17 protein-coding genes are annotated in these 16,994 nt (G+C 64.9%); 4 read left to right on the top strand and 13 right to left on the bottom strand.

All coding sequences use genetic code 11. The features are described from left to right. The first annotated feature begins 421 nt into the window (after window positions 1-421). Genes ACF8ME_RS20470 through ACF8ME_RS20455 form a run of 4 tightly spaced genes read left to right on the top strand, consistent with a single transcriptional unit; the run spans window position 422 to window position 4,051 of the window. A complete protein-coding gene (locus ACF8ME_RS20470) occupies window positions 422-745 on the top strand; it encodes a hypothetical protein (RefSeq protein WP_082254695.1) in 324 nt (107 codons plus the stop codon). Between the two features lie 7 nt (window positions 746-752). Further along, entirely contained in the window at window positions 753-1,841 is a 1,089-nt protein-coding gene (locus ACF8ME_RS20465) for a glycosyltransferase (RefSeq protein WP_392417996.1), read from the top strand. 26 nt (window positions 1,842-1,867) lie between these two features. Next, window positions 1,868-2,935, top strand: a complete 1,068-nt coding sequence (locus ACF8ME_RS20460) for a PLP-dependent cysteine synthase family protein (protein WP_016447693.1) — start codon at window positions 1,868-1,870, stop codon at window positions 2,933-2,935. Between the two features lie 3 nt (window positions 2,936-2,938). Beyond that, window positions 2,939-4,051: a lipocalin-like domain-containing protein gene (locus tag ACF8ME_RS20455; RefSeq protein ID WP_392417994.1), complete on the top strand. Its 1,113-nt coding sequence runs from the start codon at window positions 2,939-2,941 to the stop codon at window positions 4,049-4,051. 61 nt (window positions 4,052-4,112) lie between these two features. On the opposite strand, the gene ACF8ME_RS20450 is transcribed toward ACF8ME_RS20455, so the two are convergent. From ACF8ME_RS20450 to nuoI, 13 genes are all read right to left on the bottom strand, one after another. Beyond that, entirely contained in the window at window positions 4,113-5,111 is a 999-nt protein-coding gene (locus tag ACF8ME_RS20450) for a branched-chain amino acid ABC transporter permease (RefSeq protein WP_016447695.1), read from the bottom strand. Between the two features lie 27 nt (window positions 5,112-5,138). Continuing rightward, window positions 5,139-6,023: a branched-chain amino acid ABC transporter permease gene (locus ACF8ME_RS20445; protein ID WP_012206960.1), complete on the bottom strand. Its 885-nt coding sequence runs from the start codon at window positions 6,021-6,023 to the stop codon at window positions 5,139-5,141. A gap of 57 nt (window positions 6,024-6,080) precedes the next feature. Further along, complete coding sequence (locus ACF8ME_RS20440) at window positions 6,081-7,277, bottom strand: ABC transporter substrate-binding protein (protein WP_016447696.1); 1,197 nt, start codon at window positions 7,275-7,277, stop codon at window positions 6,081-6,083. A gap of 100 nt (window positions 7,278-7,377) precedes the next feature. Further along, complete coding sequence (locus tag ACF8ME_RS20435; RefSeq protein WP_016447697.1) at window positions 7,378-8,088, bottom strand: ABC transporter ATP-binding protein; 711 nt, start codon at window positions 8,086-8,088, stop codon at window positions 7,378-7,380. Window position 8,089: 1 nt separating this feature from the next. After that, on the bottom strand, window positions 8,090-8,860 hold the full coding sequence (locus ACF8ME_RS20430; RefSeq protein ID WP_046239141.1) for an ABC transporter ATP-binding protein: 771 nt from the start codon (window positions 8,858-8,860) through the stop codon (window positions 8,090-8,092). Window positions 8,861-9,473: 613 nt separating this feature from the next. After that, entirely contained in the window at window positions 9,474-9,983 is a 510-nt protein-coding gene (locus tag ACF8ME_RS20425) for a DUF1178 family protein (protein ID WP_034363788.1), read from the bottom strand. Window positions 9,984-10,021: 38 nt separating this feature from the next. Continuing rightward, on the bottom strand, window positions 10,022-10,327 hold the full coding sequence (locus tag ACF8ME_RS20420; protein WP_016447700.1) for a DUF2818 family protein: 306 nt from the start codon (window positions 10,325-10,327) through the stop codon (window positions 10,022-10,024). A gap of 55 nt (window positions 10,328-10,382) precedes the next feature. Continuing rightward, window positions 10,383-11,876, bottom strand: coding sequence for an NADH-quinone oxidoreductase subunit NuoN (gene nuoN / locus ACF8ME_RS20415; protein WP_016447701.1), 1,494 nt, complete (start codon window positions 11,874-11,876; stop codon window positions 10,383-10,385). Window positions 11,877-11,900: 24 nt separating this feature from the next. Beyond that, on the bottom strand, window positions 11,901-13,376 hold the full coding sequence (locus ACF8ME_RS20410) for an NADH-quinone oxidoreductase subunit M (RefSeq protein WP_046239124.1): 1,476 nt from the start codon (window positions 13,374-13,376) through the stop codon (window positions 11,901-11,903). A 16-nt stretch (window positions 13,377-13,392) separates the two neighbouring features. Next, window positions 13,393-15,441: an NADH-quinone oxidoreductase subunit L gene (nuoL, locus tag ACF8ME_RS20405; protein ID WP_026062052.1), complete on the bottom strand. Its 2,049-nt coding sequence runs from the start codon at window positions 15,439-15,441 to the stop codon at window positions 13,393-13,395. A 29-nt stretch (window positions 15,442-15,470) separates the two neighbouring features. After that, window positions 15,471-15,779 carry an NADH-quinone oxidoreductase subunit NuoK gene (gene nuoK / locus ACF8ME_RS20400; RefSeq protein ID WP_016447704.1) on the bottom strand — a complete coding sequence of 103 codons (309 nt, stop codon included), beginning with the start codon at window positions 15,777-15,779 and terminating at the stop codon, window positions 15,471-15,473. Beyond that, on the bottom strand, window positions 15,776-16,444 hold the full coding sequence (locus ACF8ME_RS20395) for an NADH-quinone oxidoreductase subunit J (protein ID WP_012206970.1): 669 nt from the start codon (window positions 16,442-16,444) through the stop codon (window positions 15,776-15,778). The genes nuoK and ACF8ME_RS20395 overlap by 4 nt, the downstream gene beginning before the upstream one ends. Window positions 16,445-16,478: 34 nt before the next feature. Then, complete coding sequence (nuoI, locus tag ACF8ME_RS20390) at window positions 16,479-16,988, bottom strand: NADH-quinone oxidoreductase subunit NuoI (RefSeq protein WP_016447705.1); 510 nt, start codon at window positions 16,986-16,988, stop codon at window positions 16,479-16,481. Between the last annotated feature and the right edge of the window lie 6 nt (window positions 16,989-16,994).

Genomic DNA, 16,994 nt, shown 5'->3' with positions numbered 1-16,994 from the left:
AGCAGGCGTGACCGGCGCCACGGGGGTGGCTGGACCGACAGGCGCAACGGGAGTCACTGGTCCGACTGGGGCCACCGGTGCGGGCACCCCAGGCACCACGGGTTCGACGGGGGCCACTGGCGCGACTGGACCCACCGGACCTACAGGGGCCACGGGTGCAACCGGCCCGACGGGCCCGACCGGCATGACAGGGGCTACGGGCGTGACAGGGGCCCAGGGTGACACAGGTCCCACAGGGCCCCAGGGCGCGCAAGGCATTCAGGGAATCCAGGGCATCCAGGGCGTGACGGGTGCCACAGGAGCTGGACTTCAAGGCCCCACAGGCCCTGCAGGAGTCCAGGGGCCTGCAGGCTCGGGTGGGTTTTTCCAGACGTATACAACTCCTGCCCGCGGCAACAGCGCTGGCAACGGCACAATTTATTTGTTTGCCAACGGCGGCGGTAACACATTCGAGACCGATGCGCAGCGCATGGTACACACCTCATGCACCAATGCTTCATTGCGCGCCATGCTGACAGAGAACAGGGCGTTGAGCCTGACGCTGCAGCTGCGTCGAGGCGTGAACGAGAACTTCTCCAATGTGTCGGGCGTGCCAATCTGTACGCTTTCCAATGCCAACCCCACATGTGATGTGTCCGGCCCCGCCACTTACGCACCAGGCGACACCATGACTGTGCAGTTGGTTGGCACCCAGGCCTTCAATACGGCGGTTACCGGTTTGATCGTGGTGGCCTCCTGCCAGTGAGCTCGCTATGCGACCTGCGCGCCGCGTCCATATCTGCCTGAACATGATCGTCAAGAACGAGGCCCCGGTGATCGCGCGTTGCCTGGCCTCGGTCAAGCCGTGGGTAGACCATTGGGTGATCGTGGACACGGGCTCCAGCGATGGCACGCAGGACCTGGTGCGCCAGTGCATGGAGGGCGTGCCCGGCAGCCTGCACGAGCGGCCCTGGGTGGACTTCGCCCACAACCGCAACGAGGCGCTGGAGCTGGCGCGGCCGCACGGCGACTACCTGCTGTTCATCGATGCCGACGAGCAGTTGCGCGTGCCCGAAGGCTTTGCATGGCCGGCGCTGGAGGCGGACGGCTGCATGCTGTCCTGCCACATGGCGGGCACCGAATACCAGCGCAATGCGCTGATCGCCACGCGCGTGGACTGGCGCTGGGAAGGCGTGCTGCACGAGTACCTGACCGCCCCGGCGCACCAGCCCTGGCAGATGCTGGCGGGGCCGTTCATCGATGTCTCGCACGATGGCGCGCGGGCCCGGGACCCGCAGACCTACCTGCGCGACATCGCCGTGCTCGAAAAGGCCGTGCGCGAGCAGCCCGGCAACACGCGCAACGTGTTCTATCTGGCGCAAAGCCACCGCGACGCGGGCCAGATCGAGTCCAGCCTGCATTGGTACCGGCAGCGCGCCGCCATGGGCGGCTGGGCCGAGGAGCAGTGGTTTGCGCTGTTCCAGATCGGCGTGCTGCTGGAGCGCTCGGGCGCCGAGCCAGCCTCCGTGCGCGAGGCCTATCTCACCGCCTATGCCGCGCGACCGCAGCGGGCCGAGCCCCTGTGCGAACTGGCGCGCTACCACCGCGAGCGGTCCGAGTTCGCCCTGGCCTGCCTCTATGCGCGCCAGGCCGCCGCGCTGCCGCGCCCGGCCGAGGACATCCTGTTCATCGACGCCCAGGTCTATGCCTGGCGCGCACTGGACGAGCTGGCCGTCAGCGCCTTCTACACCCCGCTGCGCGACCTGGGCCGCGCCGCGCTGCAGCAGTTGCTGGCCGAACGCCGCTACCCTGCCAGCGAGCAGGCACGCATCGAGGCCAATCGCCCCTTCTATGGCCTGTAGCCGCCTGGGCCGGGCGGCCTGCGACAATGGCCGCCATGCCGCACACCACCTCCCCCTGGCTGCATGAAGCCATCAACCGCATCGAGGCCGACTACCAGCGCAGTGCCGACACGCACTTGATACCGCTGCCCCTGCCCGGCTTTGCCGGCCTGGGGATCGACCTCTACCTCAAGGACGAATCCACCCATCCCACGGGCAGCCTCAAGCACCGGCTGGCGCGCTCGCTGTTTCTCTATGCGCTGTGCAATGGCTGGGTGCACGAGGGCTCGACCATCGTCGAGGCATCGAGCGGCTCCACGGCCGTGAGCGAGGCCTACTTCGCGCGCCTGCTGGGCCTGCCCTTCGTGGCCGTGATGCCGCGCAGCACCTCGGTGGAGAAGATTGCACTGATCGAGTTCTACGGCGGCCGCTGCCATCTGGTGGACAGCGCCGCCCAGGTCTATGACGAGGCACGCGCCGTGGCCGCGCAGGCCGGCGGCCACTACATGGACCAGTTCACCTATGCCGAGCGCGCCACCGACTGGCGTGGCAACAACAATATTGCGGAGAGCATGTTCACCCAGATGCGGCGCGAGCGCCATGCCGTGCCGCGCTGGATCGTGGTGGGCGCGGGCACGGGCGGCACCAGTGCCACCATCGGCCGCTACGTGCGTTTCCAGCGCCATGCCACGGGCATCTGCGTGGCCGACCCCGAGGGCTCGGTGTTCGCCGCCTACCACCGCACGGGCGATGCCACCCTCACCGCGCCGGGCTCGCGCATCGAGGGCATAGGCCGCCCGCGCGTGGAGCCCAGCTTCGTGCGCACGCTGGTGGACCGCATGGAGGAAGTGGCGGACTGCGATTCCCTGGCCGCCATGCGCAGCCTGTCCGCACTGCTGGGCCGGCGCGTGGGGCCGTCCACGGGCACCAACTACGTGGCCATGCTCAGGCTGGCCAGCGAGATGCGCCAGCGCGGCGAGCAGGGCTCCATTCTTTCGCTGCTGTGCGATGCGGGCGAGCGCTACCTGCCCACCTACCATGATGCGGACTGGGTGATGCAGCGCATCGGCGACTGCGGGCCGGCCCAGGCGCGCATCGCGCAGCTGCAAGGCTGATCCATGATGCCCCTGCCCCGCCGCCATCTTCTGGGCCTGGCTGCCGGCCTGGGCCTGGGGGCGGCAGGACTGCCCGCCCAGGCACTGCCGCCACGCACGCTGGTCTTCCCGCGCGACCACGGCAGCCACCCCGGACTGCGCACCGAGTGGTGGTACATCACCGGCCAGGCGCGCGCAGCGGGCCGGGCCTGGGGTTTCCAGATCACCTTCTTCCGGTCGCGCGTACAGGCCACGCAGGAGCTGCGCTCCGCCTTTGCAGCGCGCCAGTTGCTGTTTGCCCATGCGGCGCTGTGCGATGTGCAGGGCGCTCGCCTGCACCACGACCAGCGCATTGCGCGCGCGGGCTTCGGCATTGCCCAGGCCAGCGAGACCGATGCCGACGTGCGGCTGCAGGACTGGTCGCTGGCCCGCACCGATGAAGGCGCTGCCGAGCGCTATACCACGCGCCTGCGCAGCAGCACATTCGCCCTGGACCTGCACTTTGACACCCGCCTGCCCCCCTTGCTGCAGGGCCGCGCCGGCCTGTCGCGCAAGGGTCCCGAACCCGATCAGGCCAGCTACTACTACAGCCGCCCGCAGCTGCAGGTGAGCGGCACGCTGGAACTGGCAGGCCAGCGCATGGCGATAGAAGCCGCACGCGAACCCGGCGACAACCGCGCCTGGCTGGACCATGAATGGAGCCAGGCTTTGCTGCACCCCGAGGCCGTGGGCTGGGACTGGATAGGCATGAACCTGTTCGACGGCGGCGCGCTCACGGCCTTTCGCGTGCGACGGGCGGATGGCAGCGCGTTGTGGGCCGGCGGCTCGCTGCGCGGTGTGGATGGCACGCTGCAGGTCTTCGCCCACGATGCAGTGCAGTTCACGCCGCTGCGCCACTGGAGCAGCCCTGCCAGCGGAGCGCGCTACCCCGTGCAATGGCAGGTGGACACGCCCGCAGGCCGCTTCATCGTGAACGCCCTGGTCGATGACCAGGAGCTGGACAGCAGCGCCTCCACCGGCGCCATCTACTGGGAGGGCCTGTGCAGCCTGCAAAAGCCCACCAGCCCGGGCCAGGAGGCGCGAGCCGGTCAGGGATACCTGGAGATGACGGGCTACGCCCGGCCGCTGCAGTTGTAGCTATGGCAGTCAACAGCATGGGCACGTAGCCCACCCCCTTGAAACCGTCCCAACCCGGCTCTCAAGGGGTACGCTTTTTCTGCAGCCGGACGATCAGCTCGCCCATGATGCCCTTGCGGAACAGCAGCACGCAGACCACGAAGATCAGGCCCGTGACGATGGTCACCGACTCGCCCAGCGTGGAGAACCACTCCACGCCCGTGAGACGCTGCAGGAAGAGGCCGAACTCGCCGATCTTGTTCTCCAGCATGACCACCACGGCCGATCCCAGGATGGGGCCGGACAGCGTGCCCAGGCCGCCCATCAGCGTCATCAGGATCACGTGGCCGGAGGTGGTCCAGTGCACATCCGACAGCGTGGCAAAGCCCAGCACCACGGTCTTGAGCGAACCGGCCAGGCCCGTGAGCGCGGCCGAGATCACGAAGGCCAGCAGCTTGAAGCGCGCCACGTCGTAGCCCAGCGAGGTCGCGCGCGGCTCGTTCTCCTTGATGGCCTTGAGCACCTGGCCGAAGGGCGAGTGGATGGTGCGCACGATCAGCAGGAAGGCCAGGACCACGATGACCAGCGTGACGTAGTACATGGTCATGTCGCTGGCCAGGTCGATGAGGCCGAACAGCTTGCCGCGCGGCACGCCCTGCAGCCCGTCCTCACCGCCCGTGAAGGGCGCCTGCAGGCACACGAAGAACAGCATCTGGGCCAGCGCCAGCGTGATCATGGAAAAGTAGATGCCCTGGCGGCGGATGGCCAGCCAGCCGAAGATCAGCCCCAGCAGCGCGCCGCCGGCCGTGCCGGCCAGCATGGCCAGCTCGGGCGTGAAGCCCCAGCCCTTGATGGCGTAGCCCGTCACATAGGCCGCGCCGCCCAGGAAGGCCGCGTGGCCGAAGGACAGCAGGCCCGTGTAGCCCAGCAGCAGGTTGAAGGCCGAGGCGAACAGTGCGAAGCACATGAGCTTCATCACGAACACCGGATACGCGCCCAGCAGGGGCGCCGCCAGCAGGCCCAGCAGCAGCAGGCCATAGCCCCAGGGGGCAATGCGTTGAACGAGAGTCTTGGATTTCATGTGGTCGGCCCCTTGTCCTCGTTCTTGTTATTTCTCTTTGCCGAACAGGCCGGCGGGGCGGATGAGCAAAACGATGACCATGATGAAGAACACCACGGTGGACGATGCCTCGGGCCAGAAGACCTTGGTCAGGCCCTCGATCACCCCCAGGCCCAGGCCGGTGAGGATGGAGCCCATGATGGAGCCCATGCCCCCGATCACCACCACGGCGAAGACCACGATGATGAGGTTCTGCCCCATCAGCGGCGTGACCTGGTAGACGGGCGCAGCCAGCACGCCGGCAAACGCCGCCAGGGCCGCGCCGAAGGCATAGGTCAGCGTGATCATCACGGGCACGTTGACGCCGAAGGCCTCGACCAGGCGCGGGTTCTCGGTGCCGGCCCGCAGGTAGGCGCCGATGCGCGTCTTCTCGATCATGAACCAGGTGGCCACGCAGACCACGATGGAGGCGAGCACCACCCATGCGCGGTAGTTGGGCAGGATCATGAAGCCCAGGTTGGTCGCGCCCTCCAGCAGCTCGGGCGTGTCGTAGCCCAGCCCCGAGACGCCGTAGACCGAGCGGAACAGGCCCTCGATCAGCAGCGACAGGCCCAGCGTCAGCAACAGGCCGTAGAGATGGTCGAGCTTGTAGATCCAGCGCAACAGGAAGCGCTCGATCAGCACCCCCAGCAGGCCCACCAGCAGCGGCGACAGCACCAGCATCACCCAGTAGTTGATGTTGAAGTAGCTCATGGCCATCCAGGTGACCATGGCGCCCAGCATGAACAACGCGCCGTGGGCGAAGTTGATCACGTTGAGCAGGCCGAAGATCACCGCCAGCCCCAGGCTGAGGATGGCGTAGAACGAGCCGTTGACCAGCCCCAGAAGGAGCTGGCTCATCAGGCCTGGCAGGGAAACACCAAAGATTTCCATGGGATGCAACTGTCGTGGTTGGCCGGGTGGCGGTTGAGGGTCAGTGGCGGCGCAGCGTTACTTCCACAGCGCGCACTTGGTCTCGGCCTTGGTGGTCCAGACCTGGTCGGCGGGCAGCGTGGCCACGACCTTCAGGTAGTCCCAGGGCTTCTTGGACTCGGCGGGCTTCTTGACCTCGACCAGGTACATGTCGTGGGCAAAGGTGCCGTCGGGACGGATCGAGCCCTTGCCGTAGAAGTCGTCGATGGGCGTGCTCTTGAGATGGGCCATGACCTTGTCGGCATCCGTGGACTTCACGGCCTGCACGGCCTTGAGGTAGCTGGTCACGGCCGAGTAGTCGGCGGCCTGGATGGAGGTGGGCATGCGCTTGGTCTTGGCAAAGAAGCGCTCGGCGAACTTGCGCGCCGCGTCGTTCTGGTCCCAGTACCAGCTGGTGGTGAACTGCATGCCTTCGGTGTTCTTCAGGCCCAGGCTGTGGATGTCGGTCAGGAACACCAGCAGGCCCACGGTCTTCATGCTCTTGTTGATGCCGAATTCCTTGGCCGCCTTGATGGCGTTGATGGTGTCGCCACCGGCATTGGCCAGGCCCAGGATCTGGGCCTTGGAGGCCTGCGCCTGCAGCAGGAAGGACGAGAAGTCCGAGGCATTGAGCGGATGCTTGACGCCGCCCACCACCTTGCCGCCCTTGGCCTTGATCACCGCCGTGGTGTCGTTCTCCAGCGCGTGGCCGAAGGCGTAGTCTGCCGTCAGGAAGAACCAGTCCTTGCCGCCGCGCTCCACCACGGCCGTGCCCGTGCCCTTGGCCAGGGCCACGGTGTCATAGGCGTAGTGCACGGTGTAGGGATTGCACTGCTCGTTGGTCAGCGCCGACGAGCCTGCGCCGCTGTTGAAGTGCACGCGCTTTTTCTCATTGGCCACCTGCGACACCGCCAGGGCCGTGCCGGAGTTGGTGCCGCTGAACACCAGCGAGATACCCTGCGTGTCCACCCACTCGCGCACCTTGGAGGCGGCGATGTCGGCCTTGTTCTGGTGGTCGGCGCTCAGCAGCTCGATGGGCTGGCCCAGCACCTTGCCGCCGAAGTCATCGATGGCCATCTGCATCGCGGTGACGGCATTCTTGCCTTCCACGTCCGCATAGAGGCTGGACATGTCGGTCACGAAGCCGATCTTCACCTTCTCCTGTGCCATGGCAAGCGGGCTGGCCAGGCCGGCGGCGGCCAGCATGCACGACAGTGCGGTCAGTTTTGCTTTCATTGGTGTCTCCTTCGCGTTGATGTCTTGGGTTTTTTGTCACAGGGCCATGGCAGGAATGCAGCCGGCGAGCCCCAGGCGCCAGCCACGATGGATATCCGGGTCAGACTCCGAGCAGTTCGTTGAGCACGGGCATCTTGGCCTGCAGCTCGGCCGCGCCGAAACGCTCGACCACATGGCCGTGCTCGACCACGTAGAAGCGGTCGGCCAGCGGCGCCGCGAAGTGGAAGTTCTGCTCCACCATCACCACGGTGTAGCCCTTGGTGCGCAGCATGGTGATCATCCGGGCCAGCGCCTGCACGATGACGGGGGCCAGGCCTTCGGAGATCTCGTCGAGCAGCAGCAGCCGCGCGCCGGTACGCAAAATGCGCGCCACCGCCAGCATCTGCTGCTCGCCGCCCGACAGGCGCGTGCCCTGGCTGTGGCGGCGCTCGGCCAGGTTGGGGAACATGGCGTAGATCTCGTCCACGCTCATGCCCTGCTGGCCGGTCTTGAGCGGTGGCGGCAGCATCAGGTTCTCCTCGCACGAGAGGCTGGAGAAGATGCCGCGCTCTTCCGGGCAGTAGCCCACGCCCAGGTGGGCAATGCGGTGCGTGGGCAGGTGGATGGCCTCCACGCCATTGATCCTGATCGAGCCCTTGCGTGCGCCCGTCAGCCCCATGATGGCGCGCAGCGTGGACGTGCGGCCCGCGCCGTTGCGCCCCAGCAGCGTGACTACCTCGCCGGGCTGGACCACCAGGTCCATGCCGTGCAGCACATGGGATTCGCCATACCAGGCCTGCAGGCCCTTGATTTCCAATGCCGGTGCAGTCATCTCAATGCGCTCCCTGCAACTGGCCGTCGGTGGTGCCCATATACGCTTCCATCACTTGCGGGTTGCGCGAAACTTCCTCGTATGGCCCCTCGGCCAGCACGGCGCCGCGCTGCAGCACCGTGATGCGGTCGGCGATGGTGGAGATCACCTTCATGTTGTGCTCCACCATGAGAATCGTGCGGCCTGCCGAGACCTTCTTGATCAGCTGGGTCACGCGGTCCACGTCTTCGTGGCCCATGCCCTGGGTGGGCTCGTCCAGCAGCATCAGCTCGGGCTCCATGGCCAGCGTGGTGGCGATCTCCAGCGCGCGCTTGCGGCCATAGGGCAGGTTGACGGTGACCTCGTCGGCCAGGTCCTGCAGGCCGACTTCGGACAGCAGCTGCATGGCGCGGTCATTGAGCTGCGAAAGGCTTTTTTCGCTGCGCCAGAAATGGAACTCGGTGCCCAGCTTGCGCTGCAGGCCGATGCGCACGTTCTCCAGCAGCGTGCAATGCGGGAAGACGGCCGAGATCTGGAAGGACCGGATCACGCCACGGCGCGCGATCTGCGCCGGCGCCTCCTGCGTGATGTCCTCGCCGTTGAAACGGATGGTGCCGGAGGTGGGCTCCAGGAACTTGGTCAGCAGATTGAAGCAGGTGGTCTTGCCTGCGCCATTGGGGCCGATCAAGGCATGGATGGAGCCGCGGCGCACCGAAAGGTCCACCTTGCTCACCGCCGTAAATCCCTTGAACTCTTTGGTCAGGTTCCGGGTTTCGAGAATAACGTCGCTCATGTGCGCTTCGCCTGCTCCGTTGATGCTGCAAGCCGCCAACGCGTCGCCAGAGGCTCTGGTGGGCGTTGTGCAGGGTCGGACGCATCGTAGGCTTGCCGACGTTGTGCACCGCAGCGGGAAAACGCCTACGTAGGTGCTCCTAAGCACAGGCCCTGCCCCGCACTGCAGCATGGCGCATCAAGACGAGTCGCCGCAAAAACAAGAAGCAACCACTCACACTTGAAATAATCAAGCAGTCACGGGGCTGCAAGGCGCCGCGGCTGCAGGCGGGCCCTAGGGTTCTCCATCACCTCGGCCCGGCGACGCCCACGCGGAAGGCCAGAGCGCTTCCAAAGAGATAGCAAACTACCCTTTTTGCGGCTTGGCAGACAGCGACCAATGTCTGCTGCCTTACGGGAAACACCCAGGTGGGCAATCTCCCTGTGGCCTGCTCAGTCACTATGCGAAAAGCCGCGGATATGCTTGGGTTTGTCGCCCCATCAATTGAATGGCGACAAAGCGACTCGAAGCGCTACTCAATCAATAGCGCCAGGTGATTGCCTGGCATGGGAATTGGCGATCGATCGCCATGAGCGCAATTGTCGCCGCCAAGACAGCATGTGCCCGGAGCAAGTTACTGCAGCGTTTCCTTGCTGCCTTGCGGCAAGGCCAATGGAACCACGGCAATGCCTTCGTCCAGCAATTGCATGGCCTGCTCGGGACTCGCCTTGCCGCGGATGGCGCGCTCTTCGGTCTCGCCGTAGTGCATGCGGCGGGCTTCATCGGCAAAGCGTTCGCCCACGTCCTCGGTCTGCTGCGCGACCTTGCGCGACCACTGCAGCCAGGCGGCCTGCATGGCCTGCAATTGCTCACGCGCCTGGGGCGGCATGGCCGTTGAAGCAGCGGCTGCCGCGCTGGCGGCCGAGGCGGCTGCAGCAGGCTCTGCCGCCGCAGCCGGGGGCAAGCTTGCAGGCTTGGCGCCAAGATTGATGCGGGGGGCGCTCAGGCGCTTGGTGATGTCGCTGTGGCCGCAGACGGGGCACAGCACCAGCTGGCGCTGCAGCTGGCTCTGGAAATCCTCTTCCGAGGCGAACCAGCCCTCGAAGAGATGGCCCTGCGGGCAATGGAGGTCGAGCACTTTCATCGCGCACCCTCATCCATGAAGCAACCGGCACCGCGGCCTCAGCCGCGGCGGTGAATCAGGAAACGATAGACGAAACCCGGGAATGCCAGTGTCAGGAACAACGCCCCCGTGATGGCATAGAACTCCCAGCCCTGGGGTGCAATCTGCCCCACGCGGCGCTCCAGCAGCAGCGCCACGCCGCCGACGATGAAGTACAGCAGCACCATCTCCAGCAGGCACAGGGCCAGCGGCTTGCGCTGGGTGCGCAGCGGCCCCAGCTGCAGCCAGCGGGGGTTGAAGAAAGGCAAATTGGCTGCCACAAGGGCAGCCAATATCACGAGCCAGATCGAAGCGGTTTGCGACAAGCCGATGTCCTCACCGCAGGGCCTTGTGCGCAAGGCCCTGCACAGGGAAAGTGGATCAGGAAGCCAGGGCGCGCACGACGGCGTCGGCGCACAGGGCCATCAGGCCGCCGGGCAGGATGCCCAGACCCAGCACCAGGGCGCCATTGAGGGTCAGCACCACGCGCACGTCCAGCGAAGCGGAAACGCTGGTGGCGGTGATGGGCTCATCGAAGTACATGACCTTGACGACGCGCAGGTAGTAGAAGGCGCCGATCAGCGACATGACCACGGCGAACACGGCCAGGGCGATGTACAGGCTGTGGCCCGAAGCCACCAGCGCCTGCAGCACCGACAGCTTGGCGTAGAAGCCGACCAGGGGCGGAATGCCGGCCATGGAGAACAGGCAGATCGCCATCACGCCGGCATACAGCGGGCTGCGCTGGTTCAGGCCGGCAAAGTCGGCGACCTCTTCGCTCTCGAAGCCTTCGCGGGCCAGCAGCTGGATCACGCCGAAGGCGGCCAGCGTGGTCAGCACATAGGTCACCACGTAGAACATGGCCGAGCTGTAGGCGTTCTCGACGGTGGCCGGATCGACCTTGCCGTCGACCACACCCGACATCAGGCCCAGCAGCACGAAGCCCATCTGCGAGATGGTCGAGTAGGCCAGCATGCGCTTGAGGTTGGTCTGCTGCAGGCCGGCCAGGTTGCCGACCAGCAGAGAGGCAATGGCAAGCACGGCCAGCATCTGCTGCCAGTCGATGGCCAGCGGCAGCAGGCCGTCCACCAGCAGGCGGATGACGATGGCGAAGGCCGCCAGCTTGGGCGCGCCACCGATCATGGTGGTGATGGCCGTGGGAGCACCCTGGTACACGTCGGGGACCCACATGTGGAAGGGAACCACGCCCAGCTTGAAGGCCAGGCCGGAGACCACGAAGACCAGGCCGAACACCAGCACCTGGTGCTTGATTTCGCCCGAGTTGATGGCCTTGAACACCTGGCCGATGTCCAGCGAACCGGTCGCGCCGTAGAGCATGGACATGCCGTACAGCAGGAAGCCGCTGGCCATGGCGCCAAGCACGAAGTACTTCATCGCGGCCTCGACCGAAGCCGTGTGGTCGCGGCGCAGCGCCACCAGGGCGTAGCTGGACAGCGTCAGCAGCTCCAGGCCCAGGTAGATGACCAGGAAGTTGTTGCCCGAGATCATGATGAACATGCCCAGCAGCGCGAGCATGGCCAACGTGAAGAGCTCGCCGCCGCGCAGCATGTCGCGGTCGGCGGCATAGGGTCGGCCGTAGACCAGGGTGACCATCATGGCCACGGTGGCGAAACACTTGAGCCAGTTGCCCATGGCGTCGGAGACGACCATGTTGCCCCAGCCATAGAACGTGTTGCCACTGGAGGCATACATGCCTTGCAGCACGGCCACCACGCCCAGGGTCAGCAGTGTCAGAACATAGGTGCCCGTGCGGCGCGGGCTTTTGACGCCCAGGTCCACCAGGGCGATCACGCAGGCCATGACCAGGAGAAGGATCTCCGGATAGATGGCCAGCCAGCTGATGTTGTCAATCATCTCGATTCTCTCGTTTCAGTCTGGTCACTGCAGCTTGCTCATGGCCACATGCTTGAGCAGCTCGGCCACGGACACATCCATCACGTCAGTGAAGGGCTTGGGATACAGGCCCATGTACAGCACGGCGATGGCCAGCAGACCCAGCACCAGGAACTCGCGGTTGCCGATGTCGGTCAGGCCGCGCACATTGTCATTGGTGACAGGACCCAGGTAGACGCGCTTGTACATCCACAGCGTATAGGCCGCGCCGAAGATCAGCGCCGTGGCAGCGCCCAGGCCGATCCAGAAGTTGTATTGCACGGCGCCCAGGATCACCATCCACTCGCCGACGAAGCCGGCCGTCGCGGGCAGGCCGCAGTTGGCCATGGCGAACAGCAGCGCGAAGGCCGCGAACTTGGGCATGGTGTTGACCACGCCGCCGTAGGAAGCGATTTCACGCGAGTGCACGCGGTCGTAGAGCACGCCGATGCACAGGAACATGGCGCCCGACACGAAGCCGTGGGCAATCATCTGCACGATGCCGCCGGCAATGCCCAGCGGATTGAAGATGAAGAAGCCCAGGGTCACGAAGCCCATGTGGGCCACGGACGAGTAGGCCACCAGCTTCTTCATGTCCTTTTGCACCAGGGCGACCACGCCCACGTAGATCACGGCGATCAGCGACAGGGCGATGACCAGCCAGGCCCACTTGTGCGAGGCATCGGGTGCGATGGGCATGGAAAAGCGCAGGAAACCGTAGGCGCCCAGCTTCAGCATGATGGCGGCCAGCACGGCGGAGCCGCCGGTGGGCGCTTCCACGTGCACGTCGGGCAGCCAGGTGTGGACCGGCCACATCGGCACCTTCACGGCAAAGGCCGCGAAGAAGGCGAAGAAGATCAGCGTCTGGGCCGTCATGGACAGCGGCAGCTTGTGCCAGTCGAGGATCTCGAAGCTGCCACCCGACTGGGTGTACAGGTAGATCACGGCGACCAGGGTCAGCAGCGAACCCATCAGCGTGTACAGGAAGAACTTGAAGGCCGCATAGATGCGGTTGGGACCGCCCCAGATGCCGATGATCAGGTACATCGGGATCAGCGTGGCCTCGAAGAACACGTAGAACAGCAGGCCGTCCAGCGCGCTGAACACGCCGACCATCAGGCCGGACAGGATCAGGAAGGCGCCCATGTACTGGTTCACGCGCTCGGTGATGTTCTCCCACGACGCGATCACGACGATCACGGTGATGAAGGCGGTCAGCGGCACGAACCAGAACGAGATGCCATCCACGCCCAGGTGGTAGTGGATGTTGAAGCGCTCGATCCACAGCGCCTTCTCCACGAACTGCATGGCAGCCGTGCTGTTGTCGAACTGCTGTATCAGCGGCAGCGTGACGGCCAGGCCTGCCAGCGCGCCGACCAGGGCCAGCCAGCGCACTGCCTTGACCTGATCCTCGCGGCCCAGGGCCAGCAGGAGGGCGCCGAAGGCGATCGGCACCCAGATTGAAAGACTCAACCAATGCATTTTTGTTCTTCCCCTACTACTTGTTGAGCCACACGAAATACGTCATGAGAGCGAACACGCCCAGCAGCATGACCAACGCGTAGTGATAGAGATAGCCCGACTGCAGCTTGCGCACCCACTGGCCGATGCGGCCGATGAGCTTCCACGAGCCGTTGACGATGCCGCCATCGATGATGGCCTGGTCGCCGACCTTCCAGAAGAAGCTGCCGAAGGCGCGTGCGCCGCGGGCGAAGATGTTCTCGTAGACCCAGTCCACGCCGTACTTGCCTTCCAGTGCCTGGTAGACACCGATCTTCTGCATGGACGACTTGATGGCGGCAGGCACTTCGGGCTTGACCATGTAGAACAGGTAGGAGACGACGACGCCTGCCAGTGCCAGCCAGAACGGCGCGGCCGTGAAGCCGTGCAGCGCCATGGGCACCCAGCCGTGGATCTTCTCGGCCAGCTCGGCCATGGCGCCGTGCTTGCTGCCATCGACGTGGATCACGCCCTTGAAGAAATCACCGAACAGCATGGGCATCAGTGCCAGGGCACCGATCACCACCGAGGGGATGGCCAGCAGCATCAGCGGGCCGGTCACGACCAGCGGCGACTCATGCGGCTTGGCATCGTGGCCATGGCCGTGGTGGTCGTCATGGGCGTGGTGGTCATCGTGGCCATGGTGGTGCGCATCGGGATTCTGGTCGTAGCGCTCCTTGCCGTGGAAGACGATGAAGTACAGGCGGAAGGAGTAGAAGGCCGTGATGAACACGCCGGCCAGCACCGCGAAGTTGGCGAAGCCAGCACCCGGCAGGTTGGTGGCGTGCACGGCCTCGATGATGGCGTCCTTCGAGTAGAAGCCCGAGAAGAACGGCGTGCCGATCAGCGCCAGGTTGCCCAGCAGGAACGTGATCCAGGTGATGGGCATGTACTTGCGCACGCCACCCATCCAGCGGATGTCCTGGTTGTGGTGCATGCCCATGATCACCGAGCCGGCGCCAAGGAACAGCAGGGCCTTGAAGAAGGCGTGGGTCATCAGGTGGAACACGGCCACCGAGTAGGCCGAGGCGCCCAGGGCCACGGTCATGTAGCCCAGCTGCGACAGCGTGGAGTACGCGATCACGCGCTTGATGTCGTTCTGGATGATGCCCAGCACGCCCATGAACAGCGCCGTGATGGAGCCGATCACCAGGATGAAGCTCAGCGCGGTGTCCGACAGCTCGTACAGCGGCGACATGCGCGAGACCATGAAGATGCCGGCCGTCACCATGGTGGCGGCGTGGATCAGTGCCGAGATGGGGGTCGGGCCTTCCATCGAATCGGGCAGCCAGGCATGCAGCGGGAACTGGGCCGACTTGCCCATGGCGCCGATGAACAGGCAGATGGCCGTCACCGTCACCAGCAGCCAGCCGGTGCCCGGCAGCAGGGTGTTCTGGATCTCGGGCAGCTTGGCGAAGATCTCGCCGTAGTTCATGGTGCCCGTGTATGCAGCGATCAGGCCGATGCCCAGGATGAAGCCGAAGTCGCCCACGCGGTTGACCAGGAAGGCCTTCATGTTGGCGAAGATGGCCGAGGGCTTGTTGTAGTAGAAGCCGATCAGCAGGTACGACACCAGGCCCACGGCTTCCCAGCCGAAGAACAGCTGCAGCAGGTTGTTGCTCATGACGAGCATCAACATGGAGAAGGTGAACAGCGAGATGTAGGAGAAGAAACGGTTGTAGCCGTCATCTTCCTGCATGTAGCCGATGGTGTAGATGTGCACCATCAGCGACACGAAGGTCACCACGCACATCATCATGGCCGTGATGCTGTCGATCAGGAAACCGACTTCCATCTTCAGCCCGCCGATTTCCATCCAGGTGTAGATGGACTGGTCGAAGCGCGCCCCGTCGAAGATCACGCTGTTGAAGGTGATGGCCGACAGGATGAAGGCGATCAGCACGCCCAAAATCGTGAGGGAATGGCTGCCGCCGCGACCGATCTTGTTGCCGCCGAAGGCCGTGCCCCAGATACCCGCGAGCGCGGAACCCGCCAGCGGTGCCAGCGGCACCGCCAGGAGCATGGATGCAGAGAGTGTTTGACTCATTCTTAAGAACCTTGCAAGTTACGGCGGACTCAACCCTTGAGGGAGTTGAGATCTTCCGCATTGATGCTGGTCTTGTTGCGGAACAGAAGCACCAGGATCGCCAGACCGATGGCCGACTCGGCCGCTGCCACTGTCAGGATGAAGAACACGAACACCTGTCCGTGCATGTCACCCAGATAGCTGGAGAAGGCCACGAAGTTCATGTTGACGGCCAGGAGCATCAGCTCGATGGCCATCAGCAGCACGATCAGGTTCTTGCGGTTCAGAAAAATGCCAACGACGGAGAGCGCGAACAGCATGGCGCCCAGCGTCAAGTAATGGCCCAAAGTCAGCGTCATGCTTTTGTCTCCACGGCGGGGGTTGCCTCGGCGGCCGGTGCCTGCGGCGCCTGGGTGACCGGCACCTTGACCAGCTCGAGGCGATCCTTTGCGCGCACGCGGATCTGCTGGGCCGGGTTCACTGCCTTGCTGTCCTTGCGCTTGCGCAGGGTCAGGGCGATGGCGGCGATCATGGCCACCAGCAGGATCACGGCAGCGATCTCGACGGGGTACAGGTATTCGGTGTACAGCAGCTTGCCCAGGGCCTGGGTGTTGGAGTACTGCACGGTCTGGCCGGCAGCGTTGACCGTGGCCGCAATGGCCTTGGGCTCCTCGACACCGCTGAAGCCGCCCATCAGCACCATGCCCATTTCAAAGGCGATCAGTGCGCCGATCAGGGCAGCGAAGGGGAAATGCTTCCAGAAGCCCTGGCGCACGGCGTCGATGCGGATGTCCAGCATCATCACCACGAACAGGAACAGCACCATCACGGCGCCCAGGTAGACCAGCACCAGGGTCACGCCCAGGAACTCGGCCTTGAGCAAAAGCCAGATGCCGGCAGCCTGCGAGAAGGCCAGGATCAGGTTGAGCACGGCGTGCACGGGGTTGCGCGCCGTGACGACCCGGAAGGCTGCAAACAGCAGCACGACCGAGAACAGATAGAAGAAACCAGTTTTGGCGTCCATGGATCGAATCTTTTCAAGTGATCAAGGAGCCGCTTCAGCGGTACTTGGCGTCCGCAGCCTTGGCGGCGGCAATCTCGGGTTCGTAGCGATCGCCAACGGCCAGCAGCATGTCCTTGGTGAAGTACAGGTCGCCGCGCTTTTCTCCGTGGTATTCGAAGATATGCGTCTCGACGATGGAATCCACCGGGCAGCTTTCCTCGCAGAAGCCGCAGAAGATACACTTGGTCAGGTCGATGTCGTAGCGCGTGGTGCGGCGCGAGCCGTCGTCACGCACATCGGACTCGATGGTGATGGCCATGGCCGGGCAGACCGCTTCGCACAGCTTGCAGGCGATGCAGCGCTCTTCGCCGTTGTCATAACGGCGCAGGGCGTGCAGTCCGCGAAAACGCGGCGACAGAGGTGTCTTTTCTTCGGGGAACTGCACCGTGACCTTGCGGCGGAAGGTGTAGCGGCCAGTCAGGGCCATGCCCTTGGCCAGTTCCCAGAGCATGAAGCTCTTGAAGAAATCTTTGATCGAAAATGGGGTAGCAGCAACCGCAGACATTCTTGC

Origin of the sequence: Delftia sp. WSY_7 (assembly GCF_043104845.1) — a bacterium.
In the GTDB taxonomy this organism is placed as follows: domain Bacteria; phylum Pseudomonadota; class Gammaproteobacteria; order Burkholderiales; family Burkholderiaceae_C; genus Comamonas; species Comamonas tsuruhatensis.
Note: the sequence above shows the minus strand (reverse complement) of the source record. Positions and strands in the feature narration are given on the sequence as shown.